At 42.6% G+C, this 23,256-nt stretch carries 18 protein-coding genes; 13 read left to right on the top strand and 5 right to left on the bottom strand.

Annotation, left to right across the window (positions count from 1 at the left end):
• Positions 1–7 precede the first annotated feature (7 nt).
• The 3 genes from tal to RA178_RS16735 form a co-directional block, all read right to left on the bottom strand.
• Complete coding sequence (gene tal / locus RA178_RS16745) at positions 8–964, bottom strand: transaldolase (RefSeq protein ID WP_219252018.1); 957 nt, start codon at positions 962–964, stop codon at positions 8–10.
• A gap of 250 nt (positions 965–1,214) precedes the next feature.
• Positions 1,215–2,318 (bottom strand): OmpA family protein, encoded by a 1,104-nt coding sequence (locus RA178_RS16740; RefSeq protein ID WP_371134937.1) that lies wholly within the window; start codon positions 2,316–2,318, stop codon positions 1,215–1,217.
• Positions 2,319–2,571: 253 nt separating this feature from the next.
• Positions 2,572–4,938, bottom strand: coding sequence for a phosphoketolase family protein (locus tag RA178_RS16735; protein ID WP_105249944.1), 2,367 nt, complete (start codon positions 4,936–4,938; stop codon positions 2,572–2,574).
• 428 nt (positions 4,939–5,366) lie between these two features.
• Here RA178_RS16735 and RA178_RS16730 point away from each other — a divergent pair, with 428 nt between their 5' ends.
• Entirely contained in the window at positions 5,367–6,809 is a 1,443-nt protein-coding gene (locus RA178_RS16730; protein ID WP_113941318.1) for an alanine/glycine:cation symporter family protein, read from the top strand.
• A 129-nt stretch (positions 6,810–6,938) separates the two neighbouring features.
• Positions 6,939–7,712: a peroxide stress protein YaaA gene (gene yaaA, locus RA178_RS16725; protein ID WP_306682907.1), complete on the top strand. Its 774-nt coding sequence runs from the start codon at positions 6,939–6,941 to the stop codon at positions 7,710–7,712.
• 65 nt (positions 7,713–7,777) lie between these two features.
• Here the strand turns inward: yaaA and RA178_RS16720 are convergent, their stop codons facing one another.
• Positions 7,778–9,181, bottom strand: a complete 1,404-nt coding sequence (locus RA178_RS16720; RefSeq protein WP_263209563.1) for a M28 family metallopeptidase — start codon at positions 9,179–9,181, stop codon at positions 7,778–7,780.
• A gap of 136 nt (positions 9,182–9,317) precedes the next feature.
• On the opposite strand from RA178_RS16720, the gene RA178_RS16715 reads away from it, so the two are divergent.
• Positions 9,318–9,614 carry an ArsR/SmtB family transcription factor gene (locus tag RA178_RS16715; protein WP_006080631.1) on the top strand — a complete coding sequence of 99 codons (297 nt, stop codon included), beginning with the start codon at positions 9,318–9,320 and terminating at the stop codon, positions 9,612–9,614.
• A gap of 63 nt (positions 9,615–9,677) precedes the next feature.
• Here RA178_RS16715 and rpsT read toward each other — a convergent pair whose 3' ends face one another.
• Complete coding sequence (rpsT, locus tag RA178_RS16710; RefSeq protein WP_011790375.1) at positions 9,678–9,944, bottom strand: 30S ribosomal protein S20; 267 nt, start codon at positions 9,942–9,944, stop codon at positions 9,678–9,680.
• 252 nt (positions 9,945–10,196) lie between these two features.
• Here rpsT and murJ point away from each other — a divergent pair, with 252 nt between their 5' ends.
• From murJ to RA178_RS16660, 10 genes are all read left to right on the top strand, one after another.
• A complete protein-coding gene (murJ, locus tag RA178_RS16705; protein WP_306682903.1) occupies positions 10,197–11,756 on the top strand; it encodes a murein biosynthesis integral membrane protein MurJ in 1,560 nt (519 codons plus the stop codon).
• Between the two features lie 65 nt (positions 11,757–11,821).
• Positions 11,822–12,757, top strand: a complete 936-nt coding sequence (gene ribF / locus RA178_RS16700; protein WP_105249940.1) for a bifunctional riboflavin kinase/FAD synthetase — start codon at positions 11,822–11,824, stop codon at positions 12,755–12,757.
• A 32-nt stretch (positions 12,758–12,789) separates the two neighbouring features.
• Positions 12,790–15,612 (top strand): isoleucine--tRNA ligase, encoded by a 2,823-nt coding sequence (ileS, locus tag RA178_RS16695; protein ID WP_306682902.1) that lies wholly within the window; start codon positions 12,790–12,792, stop codon positions 15,610–15,612.
• 9 nt (positions 15,613–15,621) lie between these two features.
• Positions 15,622–16,137 carry a signal peptidase II gene (gene lspA, locus RA178_RS16690; protein ID WP_028760922.1) on the top strand — a complete coding sequence of 172 codons (516 nt, stop codon included), beginning with the start codon at positions 15,622–15,624 and terminating at the stop codon, positions 16,135–16,137.
• Positions 16,134–16,556 carry an FKBP-type peptidyl-prolyl cis-trans isomerase gene (fkpB, locus tag RA178_RS16685; RefSeq protein WP_028760921.1) on the top strand — a complete coding sequence of 141 codons (423 nt, stop codon included), beginning with the start codon at positions 16,134–16,136 and terminating at the stop codon, positions 16,554–16,556. The genes lspA and fkpB overlap by 4 nt, the downstream gene beginning before the upstream one ends.
• Before the next feature lies 1 nt (position 16,557).
• Positions 16,558–17,514: a 4-hydroxy-3-methylbut-2-enyl diphosphate reductase gene (gene ispH, locus RA178_RS16680; protein ID WP_028760920.1), complete on the top strand. Its 957-nt coding sequence runs from the start codon at positions 16,558–16,560 to the stop codon at positions 17,512–17,514.
• Positions 17,515–17,697: 183 nt separating this feature from the next.
• Positions 17,698–18,285 (top strand): type IV pilus modification protein PilV, encoded by a 588-nt coding sequence (pilV, locus tag RA178_RS16675; RefSeq protein WP_212601294.1) that lies wholly within the window; start codon positions 17,698–17,700, stop codon positions 18,283–18,285.
• A gap of 11 nt (positions 18,286–18,296) precedes the next feature.
• A complete protein-coding gene (locus RA178_RS16670) occupies positions 18,297–19,265 on the top strand; it encodes a PilW family protein (RefSeq protein WP_212601290.1) in 969 nt (322 codons plus the stop codon).
• A 12-nt stretch (positions 19,266–19,277) separates the two neighbouring features.
• Complete coding sequence (locus RA178_RS16665) at positions 19,278–19,739, top strand: PilX N-terminal domain-containing pilus assembly protein (RefSeq protein WP_212601291.1); 462 nt, start codon at positions 19,278–19,280, stop codon at positions 19,737–19,739.
• 2 nt (positions 19,740–19,741) lie between these two features.
• A complete protein-coding gene (locus RA178_RS16660) occupies positions 19,742–23,248 on the top strand; it encodes a pilus assembly protein (RefSeq protein ID WP_306682898.1) in 3,507 nt (1,168 codons plus the stop codon).
• The last annotated feature ends 8 nt before the right edge of the window (positions 23,249–23,256 follow it).

Below are 23,256 nucleotides of genomic sequence, written 5' to 3'. Positions count from 1 at the left end.
AGAGTGCTTAGTTCGCGAGCTTAGCCGTGAGCATGACTTCGAGCTTACCTTGGTCTATCGCAAAGTTTCGAATGCCTTCGGCAAGCTTATCAACCGCCATTGGATCTTGGTTAAAGTCCCAACGGAATTGTGCTTCAGTCAATGGGGGTTCTGCAGCGACAGTGGTCGTTGCTGCAACCAGTTTAGGTGTGATGTCAACTTGCGAATTAGCCAGTTCTTCTAATAGAGAAGGGCCAATGGTCAGACGATCGCAACCTGCTAGCTCAATAATTTCACCGATATTACGGAAACTTGCACCCATAACAACAGTGTCAAAACCGTGTTGTTTGTAGTAGTTATAAATTTCAGTCACTGAAATGACACCAGGGTCATTTACGGCAGTGTAATCTTTACCTGTATCTTTTTTGTACCAATCAAGTATGCGGCCTACAAAAGGAGAAATGAGATAAGCACCCGCTTCGGCACACGCACGCGCTTGAGCAAAGCTAAATAGTAGGGTTAAGTTGCAGTTGATGCCTTCTTGCTCTAGTTCTTTAGCGGCACAAATGCCTTCCCAAGTTGAAGCAAGTTTGATCAGAATGCGTGATTTATCTACACCCGCTTCTTTATATAGGCGAACCAATTTATGGGCTTTAGCGATTGATTTTTCTTTATCGAATGATAAACGGGCATCAACTTCAGTTGAAATACGGCCAGGAACGAGTTTCAGTATTTCTACGCCGATATTGACCGCGAGTTTGTCGCTGGCATCATCAAGTTGCTGCACGAGATCGGTACTTTGTGATTTTGCCCAGTCGATAGCGTTATCTATAAGGGATTCATATTCAGGAATTTGAGCCGCTTTCAAGATGAGTGATGGATTAGTGGTCGCATCTTCAGGTTGGTAGCGTTTAATCGCTTCGATGTCGCCTGTGTCAGCGACGATAGTGGTATATAACTTGAGTTGCTCTAATGTATTGGCCATGAAAAACATCCTTCTCAGGTAGCAGTTTTAACTCGGAATTCACTGATGACTATTAGAAGCGATTTTGCCAACTTTTCCAACCTTGAATGTAAAAAAATTACAAAAATGACAATTTTATGTCTATTAAGGTATGGCTCGAGCTATGGGCTATCATCTTGGCTGCAGTAGAGGGCGTCGCTTGTCCTAGTGTATACCCCACAAAAACAAAAAGTCGCTGCAAGCAGCGACTTTTTTACTTCAGTAAGTACTATTACTTCAGAACAGGTTGTTTTGTTGTGGTCGTCACGATAGCTTCGATGCGACGGTTCGCAGCGTGAGCTTCTTTTGAATCACCAGCAACCAATGGCTGAGTAACACCGTAACCGTTAGAAGTTACGCGGCTTCCGCTGATACCATATTTCTCTACAAGAATCTTGGCAACGGCGTCAGCACGTTTGTCAGACAATTCCATGTTGTATTCTGGTTTACCTACATTTGAGGCGTGACCTGCGATTTCAACAGTGAAAGCTGGGTTTTTGTTCAAATAGTTAGCTAATCTTTCGATGTCTTTGTAGTAAACATTTTTAACTACAGCAGAATCGTTAGCAAACTGGATTGAACCTACGTCTTCTTTGTTCTTCACGTTTTCATAGATAGTACAGCCAACAGAGTCAACTTTGTGAGTTGCTGGTGTTGCTGGACATTGATCTTTGTCGTCGTAAACGCCATCGTTGTCAGAATCAACAGGTGCTGCTGCAACGACTGCCGCGGCAACTGGAGCTACAACAGCAGCAGAACCGAAGCGGTAGCTTAATTCTAAGCCCCAATAGTTGCTATCTGCATTGACTGGAACTAAGCCACTTGTATTGTCATCTAAGCCTTCATAACGGCGGTATTTAGCTTGTAACTTCAAGTTATCAGTGAAGTTATAGCCAACGCCTGCACCCAAGTATGGAGCAAAGTCGGAATCACTGTAAGAAGTGGATTGGTTATTGAAGTTTTGGCTGTTTTCAAGGCTATAGTACATCACACCGGCTTCAGCTGATAAGCTCCAACGGTTAGCCAAAGGCCAAATGCCCACTAAGCCTAATGTTGAACCTTTAACGCTGACATCATTACTGATACCTGCTTCAGTCCAATCTGCATTACCTAAATCACGGAAGCCGATTTCAGCACCGAAGTAATCGTTGAACATATAGCCTGCGAAAACATCCCAAGCGTATGGACTGTCTTCACCGTTCTGAGTGGCAACGTGCTCATAGTTATTAACACCCAAACCTGCACCAACATACCAAGGTGTAAGTTCCTGAGATGCGCTGGCTGCGAGTGGAAGCAGAGATGTCAGTAATACTACTTTTAATGTGTTCTTCATCATTTTATTTACGTCCATTGATTATGATTCTCCACCAATATGCTTTGCTGGTTTTGTGCAAAACATTGCTAGCACTTAGTGTGGGGATCCTTTGATATTTTAGCCAGCGGTTAATTATCACTTGGTTTGTTAACTTTTTCCAGTATTAAGATCAACCTTTTAAAGGTTGCCATTCCGTAACTGGTATTTTTAATGCAAAAAAGGCACTCCGAAGAATGCCTTTAAATTACAACCTAATGTTAATTAGATGTTTCTATTAACGTGTCCATACCCAATTTTCGATTTCTACTGGGTCTACACCATTCGCTTTAATATAGTTGCGGTGGTCAACTAATCTTTGCAGCATATCAGTGGTGATAGAAACGTGCATAGTTTCATCAATAACGCCCTGTTGGAACAGCTTGTAAGCCATATCAATTACAAGGTGATAGCGTGATGTACCGTTACGAACACCCATATCAAATGGCGTTGTTGTTGAACCTTCTTCTTCGTAGCCTTTAATTCTGAAGCGACGGCTGCCTTTGTAATCAAAAATTAACTTTTTGATTGTATTTGGGTAACCATGGTAGTTGAATACCACGCCTTTATCTTGAGTAAATATTTCGTCCATTAACCAAGGTTTTTCTTTAAATTTACGGCTACCTAAGCCATCACTGCTTAATTCAGTGACACTAACGAAGCGGATTTTCACTCTTGGAAGGAGTTCTCTGATTAATACTAGAGAAGCCATACATTCTTGAGTGACATAATCACCACAACCTGCCAGCACAATATCGGGATTCTCATCTGAGGCAAAATCCCACACCATTACGCCGTCTTTTGTTTGTTTACGCGCTTCTTCCAAGCTTAGCCATTGTGGTAACTCTTTTTTACCTGCAACCAGAATATTGAGTTTGTCACGGTCTGCGAAGGCTCGCTCTGTATAAACCAATGTGCTGTTGGCATCTGCGGGTAAGTAAGCCGAGATTATTTTTGGATGTTTCTCCAGCATAGCCCCAAGGAAAGATGGGTTTTGATGTGAATAGCCATTATGATCTTGGCGCTCAAGTAATGAAGATAATACGACATTACAGGCTGGCAGTGGCTTACGGAAATGTACGCCTTGGCTGGCGTAGACATATTTACAGTACTGATCGGCCATCGATGAGATAACTTGTGAGAATGCTTCGTAGGTGGGTAGCATGCCGTGGCGGCCTGTTACTGTGTAACCATGTAGCATGCCAAAAAGTAAGTTTTCAGAAAGCAGTTCAATGACTCGACCTTCACGGGACATATCTTCATCCCAACTCTCAATTGGCCACTGCCATGCACGATCGGTTTCTTCAAATACAGCTTGTAGTTGATTTGAATAGGTTTCGTCAGGACTAAAAATACGTAGATTACGTTGGTCGCGGTTTAACTTGAATGCATCGCGCATCCATTCGCCCATTTTTAACATTGAATAGCCACGTTGACCACGTGGTACTTCTGGACCATAGCTGAGTTTTTCAAGATCTGGATTGGTTAATGCTCTAACAACTTCCCCGCCATAGGTTAAATGTTGACGGCCACAGGCAAGTTGCTTGGGTGGGATTAATGAACAAATGTCGGCATCAAAAATCAGTTCGCCTTTTTCATTCATTTGATAGAGTTCTTGGAAGTCGTAACTGGCAAGCCAATTATCCAGTGCATCTAAATGGCCCTTATCAGTGGCACATTTATTGACGATTACTTGATGCGATTCGCAGTTACCTTCTAATTTCTTACCTTTATATTCACTGACACCAGTCCAACCTTTGGCTGTGCGCATTAAAATGACTGGCCATTTTGGTTTAACTACGTCTTCGCCACTGCGTGCTCGACGTTGAATGTCATTGATCATGGTATAAGCGGTATCCATGGCATTTGTCATCTGCACATAGATATCTTCTTCTAATTCGTTATCAACTATGATGGGGAAATAGCCAAGACCACGGAATTCAAGATCCAGTTCTTCATGGCTCATACGGCCCATGCGGGTAGGACCGGAAATCTTATAGCCGTTAATGTGCACAATTGGCAATACTGCACCGCTGGTCGCTGGTGAAACTAAGCGGTTTGCATACCAAGATGCGGCTAATGGTCCCGTTTCTGCTTCGCCGTCACCAATTAAGACGGTTGCGATCAGATCTGGATTATCTAATACTGCTCCCCAGCCTACTGAGAGTGAGTAGCCTAATTCGCCACCTTCAAGAATTTGTCCAGGTGCTTCAGGGTTTGCATGTGAAGGATAACCATAAGCGGCAGAAAACTTCTTACAAATATCTTCGATGCCAGTTTCATTGTAGGGAATAGTTTCTGGGTAGAAATGACTTAAAGAGCCTTCAATGAATAAGTTTGCTTGTACAGCGGGAAAACCATGGCCTGGACCGACTAAATAGATAAAAGAGCGGTTATGCTTCACTATCAAACGGTTAATGTTGGCATAGACAAAGTTAATACCTGGGCAGGTACCCCAATGGCCAAGTAAACGTGGCTTGATATCAGTATGGGCAAGTGGACGTTTATGTAAGACGTTTTGTTTGAGGTAAATTTGCGAGGTCGCAAGAAAGTTTGTCGCTCTGACATACTTTTTCAGAGCATTGATTTCATGTATTTGTGTCATGTTAAGCCTCACTAAAACAAACAAGAGATGATTGAAGTTTCTATGGGGTTACTATATTTGTAGTTTTATTACAAAAATGTGCCCTACATCCAAATTTTAAAAGTTGTTTTTGCTGTTAAAAATAATAGCTCAACTTAGACCTTTTGTTAATCTAGCTTTAACAGTAGCTTAGCTAGTGTTGTAAGACGTGATGTCAATGCCGTTTAACTGTGCAAACGCGAGCTTGATCACATGAGCAATTTCGAATACTGTGCTATTTTGCTGCGTTGAATTCGGTAGCCGTGATGTTGTAAATTCACGGAAGGATAATTTGAAAAAATAAATCTACCGAAATTCTTACCTTTAACTTGGAAGGATTCATTCACCACAGATGTTGTACCTTTAATTGCAATTAGAGGAGCATTTGCTACGGGAAGAAGTAAAATAATATGTTAGAAACCATAGTTAATTTTTTGAATGCGCTACTTTGGGGTAAGTTGTTAGTATATGGACTAGTAGGAGCTGGTCTCTATTTCACCATTAGACTTGCCTTTATTCAGTTAACCCACTTTAAACATTCCATCAAAGTTATGACCATGAGTCGGCAAGGTTGCGATAGCGGTCTTTCTTCATTTCAAGTCTTTTGTACGAGTATGGCAGCCCGTGTCGGTGCTGGTAATATGGCCGGTGTTGCTGTTGCTATTGGTGCAGCGGGTCCAGGTGCAGTATTTTGGATGTGGCTTATCGCTATTTTAGGTATGGCGACTGCTATGGTTGAATCAACCTTAGCGCAGGTTTATAAAGTCCGAGATCATAATGGCCAGTTCCGCGGTGGTCCTTCCTACTACATGGAAAAAGGATTGGGTCAGAAATGGATGGGCATTTTATTTGCTGTCTTTTTGATCATTGCTTTTGGTTTAGTATTCAATGCAGTACAAGCTAACACTATTACCGGTGCCATGGAGCGAGTATTTGGTTTTAATCCAACCTATGTAGGGATTGGGCTAGTGATTGCCAGTGGATTTGTGATTGTCGGTGGTCTACGTAAAGTCGCGCGAGTATCTGAATTTCTTGTCCCCATTATGGCCTTAGCCTACATTCTTGTAGCCTTCATTATCGTTATTTTCAACCTAGAACAATTACCTGCGATTATTAGCTTAATTGTGAAAAGTGCTTTTGGTTGGCAAGAGGCTGCCGCTGGCGGCGTGGCTTATACTGTCGCGCAGGCAATGCAAGCGGGTATTGCTCGCGGACTTTTCTCGAACGAAGCGGGTATGGGCAGTGCGGCGAATGTCGCGGCAAGTGCATCGCCTAACCCTAATCATCCAGCATCCCAAGGTTTTGTGCAGATGATGGGTGTGTTTGCGGATACTATCGTTATCTGTACTGCAACGGCTGCGATAATCCTGCTATCAGGGGATATTGGCTCGAGTGATGATGGGATTCGATTAACCATTAATGCCATGTCTGCACATGTTGGCGACTGGGGTGGCGCATTTATTGCGGTGGCTATTTTCTTATTCTGCTTTACATCCATCATAGCCAATTACTCATACGCTGAAACAAATGTGATGTACTTAATGGGAAATAGTACCAAAGCACTGCCTTTATTCCGTTTGTGCGTGCTTGGCATGGTCATGTTTGGTGCCGTCGCTAAGATAAGTTTAGTGTGGAACTTGGCTGACGTTTCGATGGGGTTGATGGCGACGGTAAACATTGTTGCTCTATTACTATTATCGGGCCTGGCAATTCGCGTTATTAATGATTATCGCGAACAGATCAACGCGGGTAAGACTCCAGAATTCGATCGTAGTAAATTTCCTGAGTTGATGGATCAGCTTGATGATGATATTTGGCAAGATACCAGTCTCGTGCCGGCTAAAAAGCTTTAGTTAGCCTAGCGCATCGAGAATAGGCATTACTGATTGTTGTAATCGAAAAGACCACGCTGTTAAAGCGTGGTTTTTTTATGTTCGTTCAGTATCATAGGCATGTATTTTTGTTTCTGTTGGGAGTTTTTGATGTTGATATTGGCTTCGCCGGCGAAGACCTTAGATTTTGAACAGCCGCCACTGACGCAGGTGTATTCACAACCTGATTTTTTAACTTATAGTCAGGAGTTGATCCAAGTGTGTCGGCAATTGACCCCTACAGACATCGCCACTTTAATGAAGGTGAGCGATAAAATTGCGGGTTTAAATGCGGCACGTTTTGGGGAGTGGCGGCCAGATTTTAGTTTAGATAATGCAAAACAGGCCATTTTTGCTTTTAGAGGCGATGTGTATACTGGCTTTGATGCTGATACATTGTCTGAAGATGAAATTGCTCGAACTCAGTCACAACTACGTATTTTATCTGGACTTTACGGTTTGCTCAGACCGCTGGATTTAATTATGCCTTATCGTTTAGAAATGGGCACGGCACTTTCTAATCCTAAAGGTAAAAACCTATATGAGTTTTGGGGAGAGACGTTAACTCAAGCGGTAAATGAAACGCTTGCTGAAACGAGTAGTGATATTATTGTCAATCTTGCATCTAATGAATATTTCAAAGCAATAAAGCCTAAAAAACTTCAAGGGCAATTAATTTCACCCATATTTAAAGATTGTAAAAATGGTCAATATAAAGTGATCAGTTTTTTTGCTAAGCGTGCTAGAGGCATGATGGCGAGATATCTCATTACTCATCAAATTAACACTTTAGATGAATTAAAAGCATTTAATGTTGCTGGTTATTATTATAGTGAAGAGCAGAGTTCCCCAACAAATCCAACGTTTTTACGTGAAGAGCAATAGCGAAATATCGGTAAGATGTTAATTGATAGAGAACAGCTAATGCTGTTCTCTATATCATTGATGGCCTATTTTTCAGATTGGGTGACTAAAGGCGTTAATGTCACCGTTGAATTTGCCATGATATAAGCAAATTGTGCGTAGGCGGCGACGTTTTGAGCCAATGCGGCAGGGTCGATTTTATCTAAGGTATCATTCGGTGTGTGATGGTAATCGAAATAATCGTGGCCATCTTGCCTCAAGGATGCAACTGGAACACCTAAGGCAGGGAGCATAGACACGTCTGGCCCGCCAGAAGCTTGGTTATTGCCCAGTGCAACGCCATTGAATGACATAGGGCTGAGCGCTTGCTGTACTTCGGTGAATATGTTCTCATTCACTTTAGTATCGATTTGATAAATTCTACCGGCCCCAAAATCAGACTCTGCAGCTATGTAGTGCAGCGGTAATTCAGCTTTATGAGCCTCTGCATACGCTTTACCGCCAACGAGCCCAACTTCTTCAGCGGCATATAGCACGACTCTAACAGTGCGAGCGGGTTTTATGGGGAGATCTTGAATATGCTTGGCTGCAGCCGTCACAATGGCGACACCAGCGCCATCATCAATCGCGCCAGTACCCTCATCCCAGGAATCTAAATGAGCACCAATGAGCACTATTTCATTGGGCTTACTACTGCCCTTTACTTCGGCAATGACATTGTAGGAAGTATTAAAACCTAAGTTTTTTGGCGACATATGCAATTCGAGCAGGGCATTAGGATCGCGTTTTAGTAATGCACCAACCAAATCAGCATCGGGATTTGACATGGCAGCCGCGGGGATTTTAGGCACGCCATCTTGGTAGCGCATGATGCCAGTATGGGCCATGCGGTCATGATCTGTGCCAATAGAGCGGATCACGATAGCAACTGCGCCTTTTTGCGCTGCAGCGACTGCCCCTTTCGAGCGGCCACCAACGCTTTTACCATAACCTTCACCAGTGATATGGCGCTCTGTTTTTTGGTCAATAAAAACAATCTTACCTTGCACCTCTTCAGGCTTGGCTTGTTGTAATGCCTCTAGGCTATCAAAGCGCGCGATTTTAGCTTGTATACCTCCAGCAGGAGTCGCAATACTGCCACCAAGCGCAGTAATGACCAACGGCTGTTCTACAGGGACGGTGATTTTGGCTTTGGCTTCACCGCGCTCCCAAATTGGCACTTGTACGGCTTCTTTATAAACACGGTCAAAACCAAGGCTGGTCAGTTTATTTATCGCCCAGTTAACGGCGAGGATATCCTTTGGACTACCTGCAAGTCTTGGACCCACTTCGACCGTGAGTGATTCGACTAAGTCATAGCTTAATTGCGAAGATAATGCTGCCTGTTGTAATTGAATGATTTTATTAGGGGCAGTTTCTACTTGAGTTTGGCACGCACTTAACCCCCCGATTAAAAGACTCGAGAGAAGTGTAGTTTGATAGGGCTTCATTAGATTTCCTTTATTTTTATTAAGCATGTCCCATTTTTAAAAACAATCTAGCAAAAAGTGTGCTTTATGTCCCGACTATATCCGTAAGGCGACGCTATATTAGCGCAGGGGTTAGTTTTAGGAGAGAAAGTGCGTAATGAATATTGAATTAATGCAGGAGCGAGCCGATCATGCCGTAGTGCTATTAAAGGCACTCGCGAACGAACGCCGTTTATTTATTCTTTGTTATTTATTGAATGAAGGAGAAATGTGCGTTGGCGAAATGAATAAAAAATTAGGCTTAAGTCAATCGGCACTATCACAACATCTTGCTTGGTTACGCAAAGATAATTTAGTAACCACACGCAAAGAAGCGCAAACGGTATTTTATTCACTCAAAAGTGATGAAGTACGGGAGATTATTCACTTATTGAACAACATTTATTGTCATTAATAGTGTTTTTCAGATATAAAAAAACCGGCAATTGCCGGTTTTTTTCATTTGCTATTTTATAGATTAAGCAGCGATTGCTTTGATCTTAGCGTTCAAACGTGCCTTTTGACGAGCGGCTTTATTCTTGTGAATAAGACCTTTAGTCGCCATACGGTCAACGATTGGTTGTGCAACAGCAAAAGCTTCTGTTGCTGTTTTGTGATCGCCTGCTTTAATTGCAGCGATTACTTTTTTAACGTATGTACGTAACATTGAGCGACGGCTGGCGTTATGCTGACGACGCTTTTCAGATTGAAGCGCGCGCTTCTTTGCAGACTTGCTATTAGCCAAGGTGCAACTCCTAAAAACTGGATTTGATACTTTTAAAGGCCGAGGAATATGCCTGCATTTAGTCACTTTGTCAATGACTATGATTGAATATTCATCATAAAGATAAATTAATCCAACCTGCCTTGGCTATCTTCGACCCAACTCGTGTAATATGTGGCGCAATTCTAGCAGCTATTACCGCAGTGTGACAGAGCCTGAATCGATTTTTTGAGATGTATCACCTAATCAATTCGATATGGGTCTGGGGGACGTTTGAGTAGAAAATTATTAAAATCTGGCCTGATTGTTAGTGCTATGACATTGATATCCCGCGTTTTAGGTCTAATTAGGGATGTGGTTGTTGCTAATTTGATGGGCGCAGGGACAAGTGCTGATGTGTTTTTCTTTGCAAATAAAATTCCTAATTTTTTACGCCGTTTGTTTGCTGAAGGGGCTTTTGCACAGGCGTTTGTACCTGTTTTAACTGAGTACCAAGAGAAACATACCGCAGAAGAGACTCGTGATTTATTGAGTAAAGTTGCGGGCACATTAGGTTTACTAGTGACAATAGTGACCCTTTTGGGGGTGGTTGCATCACCTGTGTTGTCAGCTTTATTCGGTGGTGGTTGGTTCATCGCTTGGCTTAACAACGAGCCAGATGGTGCTAAATTTGAACTCGCTACCGTTGTGCTTAAAATTACTTTTCCTTATCTGTGGTTTATCACATTTACGGCATTAGCGGGCTCAATTTTAAATACCCGAGGCCGTTTTGCGGTATCGGCTTTTACCCCCGTATTTCTCAATGTGGCAATTATTGCGGCGGCTATTTTCTATGCGCCTACATCGACCCAGCCTGAGATTACCTTGGCTTGGGGCGTTTTTTGTGGTGGTTTGATTCAGTTCCTATTTCAAATTCCCTTTTTATTGCGTGAAAATGCGCTCGTCAAGCCTTCTTGGGGCTGGCATCACCCAGGCGTGGTGAAAATCAGAACTTTGATGATCCCAGCATTGTTTGGCGTGTCTGTCTCACAGATTAACCTGCTATTTGATACATTTATCGCCAGTTTTTTGATGACGGGTTCAATCAGTTGGCTCTATTATGCCGACCGTTTACTCGAATTCCCCTTAGGATTGTTTGGGATCGCGATTGCTACTGTGATTTTACCTGCGTTGTCACGAAACCATGTGAATGACGAAGGTGCGGGCTTTGGCAAGACGATGGATTGGGGGATTAAAGCGATTCTACTGCTAGGTCTACCGGCTATGATGGGGTTGATCGTGCTCGCAAAGCCCATGCTGATGGTATTATTTATGCGCGGCGCTTTTTCATTGCATGATGTTGAAATGGCTTCCTATAGTTTGATGGCTTATGGCAGTGGTTTGCTTAGCTTTATGTTGATTAAGGTGCTTGCTCCTGGCTATTACTCTCGTCAAGATACCAAAACACCTGTGCGTTATGGCATTATTGCCATGATCACAAACATGGGCTTTAACTTGCTGTTTGCTATTCCTTTTGGGTATGTTGGACTGGCGATTGCGACTTCGATGTCAGCATTGCTTAACGCCACATTACTATACCGAGGCTTGCATTTAGCTGGCGTTTATCGTGTTTCTAGGCCGACTATGGTGTTTTTTGCTAAAGCCGTGGTCTCTACAGCCTTGATGGTGGTAGTCTTGTATTACTTTTTGCCTTCACAACAAATTTGGTTAGATTGGCATTTGTTCGATCGTGCGAAAGCCTTGATAGGCTTAATTTTAGTTGGGGCAGTCAGTTATTTATTGTGTCTGCTTTTGCTCGGAATTCGTCCTTGGTCAATTAAACGAGGAGCTTGATTGCTGATTCTCATCGCTAGCTGTTATATAATCAGCCGATTTGCGCTTGGCAGTTGTCTAACGTTATGGAATTAATCCGCGGTATACATAACATTTTGTCATCCCACCACGGGTGTGTATTGACTATAGGTAATTTTGACGGCGTCCATCGTGGTCATGCACAAGTGATTGCGAATTTAGTGCAGAAGGCGAAGCAGTTATCGCTGCCATCGACATTAATGACGTTTGAGCCTCAGCCGCAAGAATTGTTTAGCGGCGACAACGCGCCGGCTCGTTTAAGTTTATTACGTGATAAAGTCATTTTGCTCGATGAACTTGGGGTTGAGCGGTTAGTGTGTGTTAACTTTAATCGCACTTTTGCTAATCAACCTGCAGAGCATTTTATTGAAGAATTGTTGGTCCGCAAACTGGGTGTCAAATACCTCGTCGTCGGTGATGATTTTTGTTTTGGTCAAGGCCGTAAAGGCAATTTTGAAATGCTAGTGCAGGCGGGTATCCAATATGGCTTTACTGTGGTCAGCACTCAAAGTTTTATGCTGGGCTCGCAAAGAGTGAGCTCGACTGCTGTGCGTGAACAATTGGCGAAGGGCAATCTTGAACAGGCGAGACGCCTATTAGGACATCCTTTTACCTTGAGTGGCCGTGTAGCGCATGGGCAAAAAATTGGCCGCACAATTGGTTTTCCCACCGCGAATATCGCCTTAAAGCGCAATGTTGTGCCGGTACGCGGTGTGTTTGCGGTTAAATGTTATTGGGATAACAGCGATATTTATGAGGGCGTCGCCAATATTGGGTTTCGCCCGACAGTGAACGGTCAAGTGTGTCAGCTTGAGGTGCATCTTTTTGATTTTGAAGGTGACATTTACGGCAAACATGTTGAAGTCGAGTTGGTAGCTAAACTCCGAGATGAGCAACCTTTTGACTCATTGGATGCGCTAAAAAAACAGATTTTAAATGATGCAAATGAAGCCAGAGCTTTATTTGGTAATGATGCAGGCTGAAATTTATCAGTTTAATTAACGGTATAGGATCAATGAGCGACTATAAATTTACTTTGAATTTGCCGGAAACAGAGTTTCCGATGCGTGGTAATTTGGCAAATCGCGAGCCAGAGATGTTAGAGCGCTGGACAAAAGACGGTTTGTATCAACAGATCCGTGATAGCCGAATTGGCCGTACTCCCTTCATTTTGCATGACGGCCCACCGTATGCGAATGGCAGTATTCATATTGGTCACTCAGTTAATAAAATCCTCAAGGACATTATTGTTAAGTCAAAAACCATGTCTGGTTTTGACGCGCCTTATGTACCAGGTTGGGATTGCCATGGTTTGCCTATTGAGCTGAAAGTTGAGCAAAAAGTGGGTAAGCCAGGTCAAAAAATCACTGCAGCAGAATTCCGTGAAGAATGCCGTAAATACGCTGCAGAGCAAGTTAACGGTCAACGTGAAGACTTTATCCGTTTAGGTGTGCTGGGTGATTGGCAAAATCCGTACCTAACGATGGATTTTTCAACTGAAGCTAATATCGTTCGTTCTTTATCGAAAGTGATTGAGAGTGGTCACTTACATAAAGGCGTTAAGCCTGTGCATTGGTGTACTGATTGCGGTTCTGCCTTAGCTGAAGCTGAAGTGGAATACGAAGACAAAACATCACCCGCTATCGATGTGGCGTTTGTGGCTGCCGATAGCAAAGCTGTTGCGGCTAAGTTTGGGGTAAGCGATTACTCACATCCTGTCTCTATGGTAATTTGGACTACCACACCATGGACATTACCAGCGAACCGCGCCTTGTCTTTGAGTCCTGAACTGGATTACAGCTTAGTCGAATTCGAAAAAGACGGTGTGACGCAAGCGCTTATTTTAGCTGAAGTCTTGGTTGAATCTTGCCTGACTCGCTATAACATCGAAAGCCATACAGTGCTTGGTACAACCAAAGGTGCCGCGCTTGAGCTTGTCCGCTTTAATCACCCGTTCTTGGATTTTGATGTGCCTGCAATTTTAGGCGATCACGTCACTACTGATGCGGGTACCGGTATCGTTCATACTGCACCAGGTCATGGTCAAGACGACTTTGTTGTTGGTCAAAAGTACGGTTTAGAAGTCGCAAACCCTGTTGGCGACAACGGTGTATACAAGCCTGATACCGAGTATTTTGCTGGGCAACATGTTTTTAAAGCTAACGATAACGTCGTAGCTTTGCTGAGAGAAAAAGGCGCCTTGCTGAATCACGTGGCTTACCGTCACAGCTACCCACATTGCTGGCGCCACAAAACACCAATTATATTCCGCGCGACACCGCAGTGGTTCATCTCTATGGATAACCACGGTCTACGCACGCAAGCATTGAAAGAAATCGAACAAACCCAATGGATCCCTGATTGGGGTCAAAGTCGTATCGAAAAAATGGTTGAAAACCGTCCTGACTGGTGTATCTCACGCCAACGTACTTGGGGTGTGCCTATCACGCTGTTTGTGAACCGAGAAACCGAAGAGTTGCATCCTGATAGCGTGTCGTTAATGGAACGTGTAGCCAGCCGTATCGAACAGCAGGGTATTCAAGCTTGGTGGGACCTTGATGCCGCAGAATTGCTGGGTGATGAAGCGGAACAATACCGTAAAGTTACCGATACCTTAGACGTTTGGTATGACTCTGGCTCAACCTTCTCATCAGTGGTTGCCGCACGTCCTGAATTCCACGGACACGGTGTTGACTTGTATCTTGAAGGTAGCGATCAACATCGCGGTTGGTTTATGTCATCTTTGATGATTTCAACCGCAATGAATGGCAAAGCACCGTATAAGCAAGTGCTTACCCACGGTTTTACCGTCGATGGTAAAGGCCGTAAGATGTCAAAATCTATTGGTAACGTGATTGCACCACAAACGGTAACCAACAAATTAGGCGCCGATATTCTGCGTTTATGGGTTGCGGCAACAGATTACAGCGGTGAGATGACGGTTTCAGACGAAATCTTAAATCGCAGTGCCGATGCCTATCGTCGTATTCGCAACACTGCGCGTTTCTTATTAGCCAACTTAAACGGTTTCGAGCCCACTAAGGATTTAGTGGCCGTTGAAGATATGGTGGCGTTAGATCGTTGGGTTGTTCGCCGTGCCGCTGCGCTACAACAGGAAATCATCGAAGCCTATGATCAATATAACTTCCATATAGTGACTCAAAAACTGATGCAGTTCTGCTCGGTTGAGTTAGGCAGTTTCTATTTGGATATCATTAAAGACCGCCAATATACGGCTAAGCAAGAAGGCCATGCGCGCCGTAGTTGTCAATCGGCGCTGTATCTGATCTCTGAGGCCATGGTGCGTTGGATTGCGCCAATTCTAAGCTTCACTGCTGACGAAGTATGGCAATTACTGCCTGGCGAGCGTGATGCTTATGTCTTTACCCAAGAATGGTATCAAGGCTTGAAATCAGTCACCTTAGCGACTGATTTGAGCGATGACTATTGGCAGCAACTGCTGACTGTGCGTAACGAAGTCAATAAAGTGATTGAACAAGCTCGCCGTGATAAACGTATTGGTGGCTCATTAGAAGCTGAAGTGACCTTGTTTGCGGATGCTACCTTGACTGAGCAATTAACCCATATCGGCGATGAGCTGAGATTTGTGTTGTTGACCTCTGAAGCCAAAGTATTGCCTTTAGCCGATGCGACATTGGAAGCGGTTGAGACTGAGTTGGCATCACTGAAATTAGTGGTTGCTTCAAGCACTGCCGAGAAGTGTGAGCGTTGTTGGCACCACAGAGAAGAGGTTGGCACTATTGAGGCTCACCCAACACTTTGTACTCGCTGCGTAACCAATATTGAAGGTGACGGCGAAGTTCGTCAGTTTGCGTAAAGGATCAGTATGCCATTAACTTGGAAAGACAGTGGCTTACGTTGGTATTGGGTAGCTGTATTGGTGTTTTTAGCCGATCAGCTATCTAAGCAATGGGTCTTAGCCAATTTTGATTTGTATGAATCAGTGAAATTATTGCCCTTCTTTAATTTCACTTATGTACGTAACTATGGTGCAGCTTTTAGTTTTTTAAGTGAAGCTGGAGGTTGGCAGCGCTGGCTGTTTACGATTGTTGCGATTGGATTCAGTACGTTATTGACGGTGTGGTTGCGTAAGCAATCGTCTTCTTTGTGGAAACTGAATCTAGCTTACACCTTAGTGATTGGTGGTGCTTTAGGTAATTTAGTCGATCGATTGATGCATGGTTTCGTGGTTGATTTTATCGATTTCTTCTGGAATAAGAGCCATTATCCAGCATTCAATATTGCCGACGCTGCTATTTGTGTCGGTGCAGTGCTGATTATTTGGGATGCATTTGTAAGCGATAAGTCTGAAGCTGATAGCGCTGAAGGGGTTAAAAAGTGACTGTGACACGTTCATTATTATGCCACATGAACATTGTGCTTGCTGATGGCTCAACTGCCGATAGCACTAAAGCCTCGGGTAAACCGGCTCGATTAAATGTGGGTGATGGTACTTTAAGTCCTGCATTTGAGGCGCAGCTGGTGACGCTTGCTGAAGGTGATAAGCACAGTTTCACGCTTGAAGCGATTGATGCCTTTGGCGAATCCAATCCTGATGCTATCCATTATCTAGATCGAAGCCGTTTTCCGGCTGACATGAGTTTAGAGGCTGGAGTGATTGTGAGTTTTGCTGGCCCTGGTGGTAGTGAGATCCCAGGTATTGTCCGTGATGTTGCGGGTGATTCCATCACAGTCGATCTTAATCATCCTCTGGCAGGACACAAGATCACTTTTGAACTGGACGTAGTAAAGGTATTTTAAGATGAAACTCGATCCTACTAGCCCAAGTTTAAATATTATGCTCGCTAACCCGCGCGGTTTTTGTGCGGGTGTTGATCGTGCTATCAGTATTGTTGAACGGGCGTTGGAATTATTTTCGCCTCCTATCTATGTTCGCCATGAAGTCGTGCATAACCGCTATGTCGTGCAGAATCTGAAGGATCGCGGTGCGGTTTTTGTCGAAGAGTTAGATCAAGTGCCTGATAACAACATTGTTATTTTCAGTGCCCATGGTGTATCTCAAGCGGTGAGACAAGAAGCAAAGGCGAGAGGGCTGAGAGTCTTTGATGCAACGTGTCCTTTAGTGACTAAAGTACATCTTCAGGTGACACGTGCCAGCCGCAAAGGTATTGAGTGCATCCTGATTGGCCATGAAGGGCACCCTGAAGTCGAGGGTACTATGGGGCAATACGATAATCCTAATGGTGGCGTTTATCTGATTGAATCGCCTGCAGATGTTGAAGCCTTGGAAGTTCGCGATCCTAATAATCTCTGCTTCGTGACACAAACTACTTTGTCTGTAGATGATACTTTGGACATTATTGTTGCGTTACAAAAAAGGTTTCCCTCTATAGAAGGTCCGCGAAAAGACGATATTTGTTATGCAACGCAGAATCGTCAAGATGCGGTACGCAATTTATCTGCAGACGTTGATTTGTTGATTGTTGTTGGCTCAAAAAACAGCTCTAACTCTAATCGTTTACGCGAGCTAGCATTGAAAACAGGAACCCAGTCTTATCTGGTGGATACTGCAGATGATGTTGAGTCTAGTTGGTTTGATAATGTTACACGTGTAGCCGTCACCGCAGGAGCTTCAGCCCCCGAGGTCTTAGTCCAACAAGTGGTTCAAGCAATCGCTAAACTTGCCCCTAGTGTTGTGACTGAAGTTGAAGGGCGTAAAGAAGACACTGTTTTTGCTGTGCCAGCCGAATTACGTTAAATCTGTGTACTGTTTAATCGACAATAAAAAAGAGGCTATAAGCCTCTTTTTTATTGTCTCAAATTCATTCAAAGCATAATGATGTCAATGCTTATGTGCTAATGTTACTGGCTACTTACATTTTACTCATCTATTATTAACTGTTGGTGATTTTTATCGTAATACTAAGATTTTAAAAGGTAAATAGCTGAAAAGCTTGTCAAAAATATGGCTAAAATCGAAAGGTTGACACAAAGGGGATTTCAACGGGGCTTCTCATTAATTGAAGTGCTTGTTGCGTTAGTGATCTTAGTCATTGGCTTAATTGGTATTTTTAATCTGCATATTGTTGCAAAGCGTGGCAGCTTTGAATCCTTTCAGCAAACTCAAGCCTCCTATTATGCAAACGATATTATCAACCGGATGAAGCTTAATAGAACACAACTGGTCAATTACGATGGTGAGTATACAGGCTCTCTGGGTAAACCCGGTAATGTTTGTGACGTTGCTGTTGGCGCAGTGAGTATATGTACTCCAGAAGAGACTGAAGCTTGGGATCTTTACCAGTGGGAACAGAGTTTTATGGGGGCAGCCGAAGTTATGGATAGCCAGAATGTTGGTGGGTTAGACTCTCCAACAGCTTGCATTAATGTAGATGGTTCAACTGTAACGGTCGCAATTGCGTGGAGAGGGATCCGAGAGGGCGCGGGTACAAGTTATTCTGGGAGTGAATGTGGAGAAGATATTGGTACGCGTAGGCGGCTTTTTATTCTTTCGACAATGATTATTTAGGTTAACTATGTATGGATAATTTAAAAAACTGTGAGAAAGGGATGTCGCTGGTTGAGCTAATGGTCTCTATGGTCATTGGCTTATTTCTCACTCTTGGGCTTTTTGGCATGTTTAGTATGTCTTCTTCCAATGTGATCACAACGAGCCAGTTTAACCAATTGCAAGAAAATGGACGAATTGCTTTGTCACTAATGGAAAGAGATATCAGCCAATTGGGTTTTATGGGGGACATAACGGGAACTGATTTTGTACTTGGAACCAATATGACCTTGAGGGATGGTGTTGCAAATGATTGTATTGGTGCAGGCGTAAATAACGGTACTTTACCTAATGCTGAACCTGCACACTTTAGGCGTCTATGGGGATATGAAGAGGGCGAGAGTGGGGATACATTAAGTTGCTTATCAGGTGTGAATCAGAATACGGATGTCATTCAAATTAAAAGATTAGTTGGCCCACCAGTGACTAATCCCAATGGCGAGCGTTTTTATATGGCTGCAACTTCGAGTGAAGCTGTGATGTTTAAAGGCGGTAATCCTCCCAATCCAGTACTCGAAAATGCTCGTTTTTGGGAATATCAGCATCATATTTATTTTATTAAAAATGATGGTTCTATACCTGTTCTACGCCGAAAAACATTAACCAAGAATAATGGCATGAATAACGAAGAGCAGTTAGTTGAAGGCATTGAGAATATGCGTATTCTTTATGGTTTTGATAGTAATGGAGATGATACCGCCGATAGTTTTATGCCAGCAGAAAATGTAACCACATTAATGTGGGACAACGAATTATTTCAAAGACTTGTTGCCTTAAGGGTTTTCTTGTTGGTTCGCGCTATTGATGAAGATAAAAGTTACACCAATGAAACTACTTATACTCTGGGCGATAAGGAAATTAAAAATTTGAATGATCATTATCGACGCAAGATAGTTTCGACGACTATGGTGCTTGCTAATCCAGTGTTAATTAGAAATTAGAAGGTTGGTAAGATGAAAAAGCAAAAAGGAATTGTATTATTTTTTGCACTTATCATATTGTTGCTTATGACTATTATTGGTGTCGCTTTGGCTGTTAATTCGACCCAATCTATGCGTATGTCTGGAGCAGGATCAGAACGTATAGAGGCTAAGTCTGTTGCTGATGGTGGCTTAGAGGCGGCAATCGAAGCCAATAAAGGTGCTAGCTTAGCCAAACTATCTGAGATTTCATCTGTGGTTGAATTTGGTTCTAACCAAACGTTAACGCCAATTCCTTATGAAGTTGATGCTGTAGGTAATGTTGTCATTAGTGCAAAAGATGTTGGATGCCAGCGAAGTACAAGGCCAAATAGTGGTAATTTAATTAGCTGTCGGCGTGTTGAGATTAGTAGTACAGCAGAATTTGGTAGAGATAAACTGGGCCAACTAACTGTTGTCGCAGGTGTGGAGCAAGAAGTTTTAACTGGGAGTTAGATATGATTATTAAAAAGCTGGCTTGTTCTATACTACTTGCGCTGACTTTTGTGTCGGCTTTCTCCTTTGGTGACGATACTGAGTTATATGTAAAAGAATCAACAACTCGAACGGGCGCAAGACCTAAAGTGCTCGTTATATTTGATAACTCAGGAAGTATGTCAACTGAAGAAATTACTCAGGTTGTAGATTATGACCCTAACTATGACTACCCAGCCGTAAGTGGTTCTGGGTATAGTGATACTCTTATTTATTATGCTGTTGGCGGTGGGGGATTACCCACCCCTGATACTAGCTCTGATAAGCGTAATTTTAAAGCTAGTTTAAATGGATGTAGTCAAAGCAAAGCTGCATTAGCAGAGTTTGGTCGTTTTACTGGGTATATAAGAGAGTTCACATCAAGTGGTACTACTGGCGTTTGGAAAGAACTACCTGAAACAAATGGTACTGCAATAAAAGTAATTGATTGTTGGGAAGATATTTCTCAAATAAATCCGAGTAATTCATCATCATATCCTAATGGATTTCCTGCTAACGGGGTAACAACTGGGTCAGGTAGTAAAAAGAAAGCATATCCATATTTTACTTCCTCACTACCAGGAACAACTTGGACCAATGCTTTAGCCGCAGCCAATAATACTGACTTTGGTGTTGGACAACCTATTACCTTGTACACTGATAATTACCTAAGATGGTACGGATTATCTAAAGCGGGAAAATTACCAACGGTAAAAGTTTCAAGACTAGAAATTGCGAAGAAAGCGATTTCTAATATTATTAGTTCAACTCCAACAGTGGATTTTGGACTTGCTGTATTTAATTATAATTATCCAAATGAAGGTAATCGAGACGGTGGTCGAATTGTATCTGGCATTACTCAGATGACGGATAGTACGCGTGCGAGTTTATTAACTACTATTGATAATTTGCTGGCAAAAACAAATACACCACTATGTGAGACTATGTATGAAGCTTACCGTTATTTTGCCGGTAAGGGCGTTAAATATGGTCATAGTGATACAGATTATGGCTCTTATGTTGGAAATAAACCACCGTATGACAGCTTAGTGGAGAAGAGTGGTAACTACGCAAGTCCATTTAAAGTATGTACGGATATTGCTTATGTTATCTATGTCACTGATGGCTCTCCAACAGTTGATAAAAATGCGAATAATGACGTTATTAGTTTAACTGCCACAGGAAGTAAAGAAGGAGATTACTCTTCATTTTCTAAAAATCTAGATACAGCAAGCTATTTGCCCGCATTAGCTAGTTATATGTTTAATAACGACTTAATTAACAAGTTGGACAGTTCAAATACTGAACAAATGCAGAATGTTCGTACTTATACTATTGGTTTTAGTAAAGGTGCAGAAGATGCCGCACCTTTACTTGCTGAGACGGCTAAAAGAGGTGGTGGTTTATATTTTGCTGCTCAAAACAGTCTTGAACTACAGAATGCACTTAATGATGCGTTATCAAATATTTTGAATATTGATTCAAGTTTTACATCTCCAAGTATTGCTAGTAATAATTTTGATAGGACTCAGACATTTGATGCCGCTTATTATGCTATGTTTCTCCCAGGCAAAGGACCTCGTTGGAGCGGTAATTTAAAAAAATTAAAAGTAACCGCAGATGGAACATTGGTTGATAGTAAAGGGAATGCAGCTATAGCAGATAACGGCAATATTAAAGATGGTGCCTGTACTATATGGTCGGATTGTGTTGCGCAAAAGGATGGAAATAAAGTTGAAGTCGGCGGAGTCGCGGCACAAATCAGAAAGCAAGAAGTTAGGAATATTGTAAGTAACTTAAATGGGTCCTCCAGTTTAACGCCTTTAACACTTGCTAATGCACAAACTGCAGCAGGCGGTGATGCTGCGCTAGCTAGCTATATGAGAACTAGCGTAGATGAGCTTGCTAATACGTTAAATTGGCTTAATGGGATAGATGTCGACGACGATAATAAAGATGGTAGTACGACAGATAAACGTAATGATGTTATGGGTGATCCTCTTCATTCTAAGCCACTTGCACTCAATTTCGGCACAAAAAGCGCGACTGATATTCGTATCATGCTTGGCACTAATCAAGGTGTTGTGCATATGTTTAAAGATGCGGGCGAATCTGTATCAGAGACTTGGGGCTTTATTCCCTATGAGTTATTGCCTAATTTAACAGAACTGAGAAGTAATGATCCTTCAGGTGTACACACAGTATACGGAATGGATTCATCTCCAGTTGCTTACACAGAAACTGATGCTGAGGGTAAAGTGATTAAAGCATGGGTCTATATGGGGATGCGTCGAGGTGGCTCGTCTTATTATGCCCTCAATGTGACAAACCCTGATAGCCCTTCTCTAATGTGGACTATTAATCCATCAACGGATGGTTTTTCTGATCTTGGACAAACATGGTCTGAGCCTATAGTGACGAAAATCGTTGGTTATGAAAAGCCTGTACTCATTTTTGGTGGTGGCTACGATGTTAGTTTTGATGCAACTCCTTCATCTTCTCCGGTAGGTCGTGCGGTTTATATTGTCGATGCAGAGAAGGGAACTTTGATTCATTCATTTGGTGGCTCTGCATCGGGTGCAACAGCACTTTCGGGAATTCAGGATAGCATTCCAAACTCAGTCGCCGTACTTGATAGTAATAATGATGGGTATACAGATAGGATTTATGCCTCCGATGTCGGTGCAAATGTCTGGCGTATTGATCTTCCAAGTGCAAGTAAGTCGAGTTGGAGTGCATTTAAATTTGCTTCTTTAGGTGGTACTGATAGTAATAATCGCCGTTTTTATGCAGAACCTGTTGTAGCACAAACGATGTTTACTAATTTATCCGAAGTTAAGGTGACAACAGAGAGTGGTACTACTACGACTAAAACTTATCAAAATGTTCCCTATGATGCGGTGGTGATTGGAAGTGGAACGCGACCCCACCCATCATCTACTGATATCAATGATATGTTTTTTACATTGCAAGATCGTAATGTGGTGACTAAGAGTTTTACTGGCGGTGATGTTCCCGAGGCGATCACAATCAATGATCTCTATGATGTGACTTCTACTGCACCTGCGTCTGAAGCCGACAACATAAGTTTCGGTAAAAAACTCGGCTGGTTCTATGATTTTAGTGGTCTAGGTGAAAAGAGTTTAACTGCTGCCTTGATTGTCCAAGGCAAAGTTTATTTCACTTCTTATTCTCCCCCTGCAGACTCGGTTGCCGATAACGTGTGTTTGGTGTCTGGTTCTGGCAAATTATATCCGTTCGATTTGCACAAAGGAACGAGATCCTTTTCTCAATTATATTATGAACTGGGTGAACGTGTACCGGATACACCACAGATTGTTATTCCTGCACCTGAATCCGGTAAAGATCCCTATATCTATATTATTGGAGTTGGTAAAGGTGATAAAAATGAAAATGGGGATTATACAGGTACAATCAACGTTGCTTCTGGGTTAGGTGTTAATAAAATTTATTATCATATAAATGAATGAGTTATTAA

Origin of the sequence: Shewanella oncorhynchi, from assembly GCF_030848765.1 — a bacterium.
Taxonomy (GTDB): Bacteria; Pseudomonadota; Gammaproteobacteria; order Enterobacterales; family Shewanellaceae; genus Shewanella; species Shewanella oncorhynchi.
The sequence above is the reverse complement of the archived record's forward strand: the minus strand, read 5'-3'. Positions and strand labels throughout refer to the sequence as shown.

Excerpts from the sequence above, each read along its gene's own strand:
- RA178_RS16720 (WP_263209563.1), bottom strand. The coding sequence starts at position 9,181 with ATGAAGCCCTATCAAACTACACTTCTCTCGAGTCTTTTAATCGGGGGG.
- ribF (WP_105249940.1), top strand. The coding sequence starts at position 11,822 with ATGGAATTAATCCGCGGTATACATAACATTTTGTCATCCCACCACGGG.
- RA178_RS16670 (WP_212601290.1), top strand. The coding sequence starts at position 18,297 with ATGGATAATTTAAAAAACTGTGAGAAAGGGATGTCGCTGGTTGAGCTA.
- RA178_RS16735 (WP_105249944.1), bottom strand. The coding sequence starts at position 4,938 with ATGACACAAATACATGAAATCAATGCTCTGAAAAAGTATGTCAGAGCG.
- lspA (WP_028760922.1), top strand. The coding sequence starts at position 15,622 with ATGCCATTAACTTGGAAAGACAGTGGCTTACGTTGGTATTGGGTAGCT.
- RA178_RS16715 (WP_006080631.1), top strand. The coding sequence starts at position 9,318 with ATGAATATTGAATTAATGCAGGAGCGAGCCGATCATGCCGTAGTGCTA.
- RA178_RS16730 (WP_113941318.1), top strand. The coding sequence starts at position 5,367 with ATGTTAGAAACCATAGTTAATTTTTTGAATGCGCTACTTTGGGGTAAG.
- tal (WP_219252018.1), bottom strand. The coding sequence starts at position 964 with ATGGCCAATACATTAGAGCAACTCAAGTTATATACCACTATCGTCGCT.
- yaaA (WP_306682907.1), top strand. The coding sequence starts at position 6,939 with ATGTTGATATTGGCTTCGCCGGCGAAGACCTTAGATTTTGAACAGCCG.
- RA178_RS16660 (WP_306682898.1), top strand. The coding sequence starts at position 19,742 with ATGATTATTAAAAAGCTGGCTTGTTCTATACTACTTGCGCTGACTTTT.
- RA178_RS16665 (WP_212601291.1), top strand. The coding sequence starts at position 19,278 with ATGAAAAAGCAAAAAGGAATTGTATTATTTTTTGCACTTATCATATTG.
- RA178_RS16740 (WP_371134937.1), bottom strand. The coding sequence starts at position 2,318 with ATGATGAAGAACACATTAAAAGTAGTATTACTGACATCTCTGCTTCCA.
- ileS (WP_306682902.1), top strand. The coding sequence starts at position 12,790 with ATGAGCGACTATAAATTTACTTTGAATTTGCCGGAAACAGAGTTTCCG.
- ispH (WP_028760920.1), top strand. The coding sequence starts at position 16,558 with ATGAAACTCGATCCTACTAGCCCAAGTTTAAATATTATGCTCGCTAAC.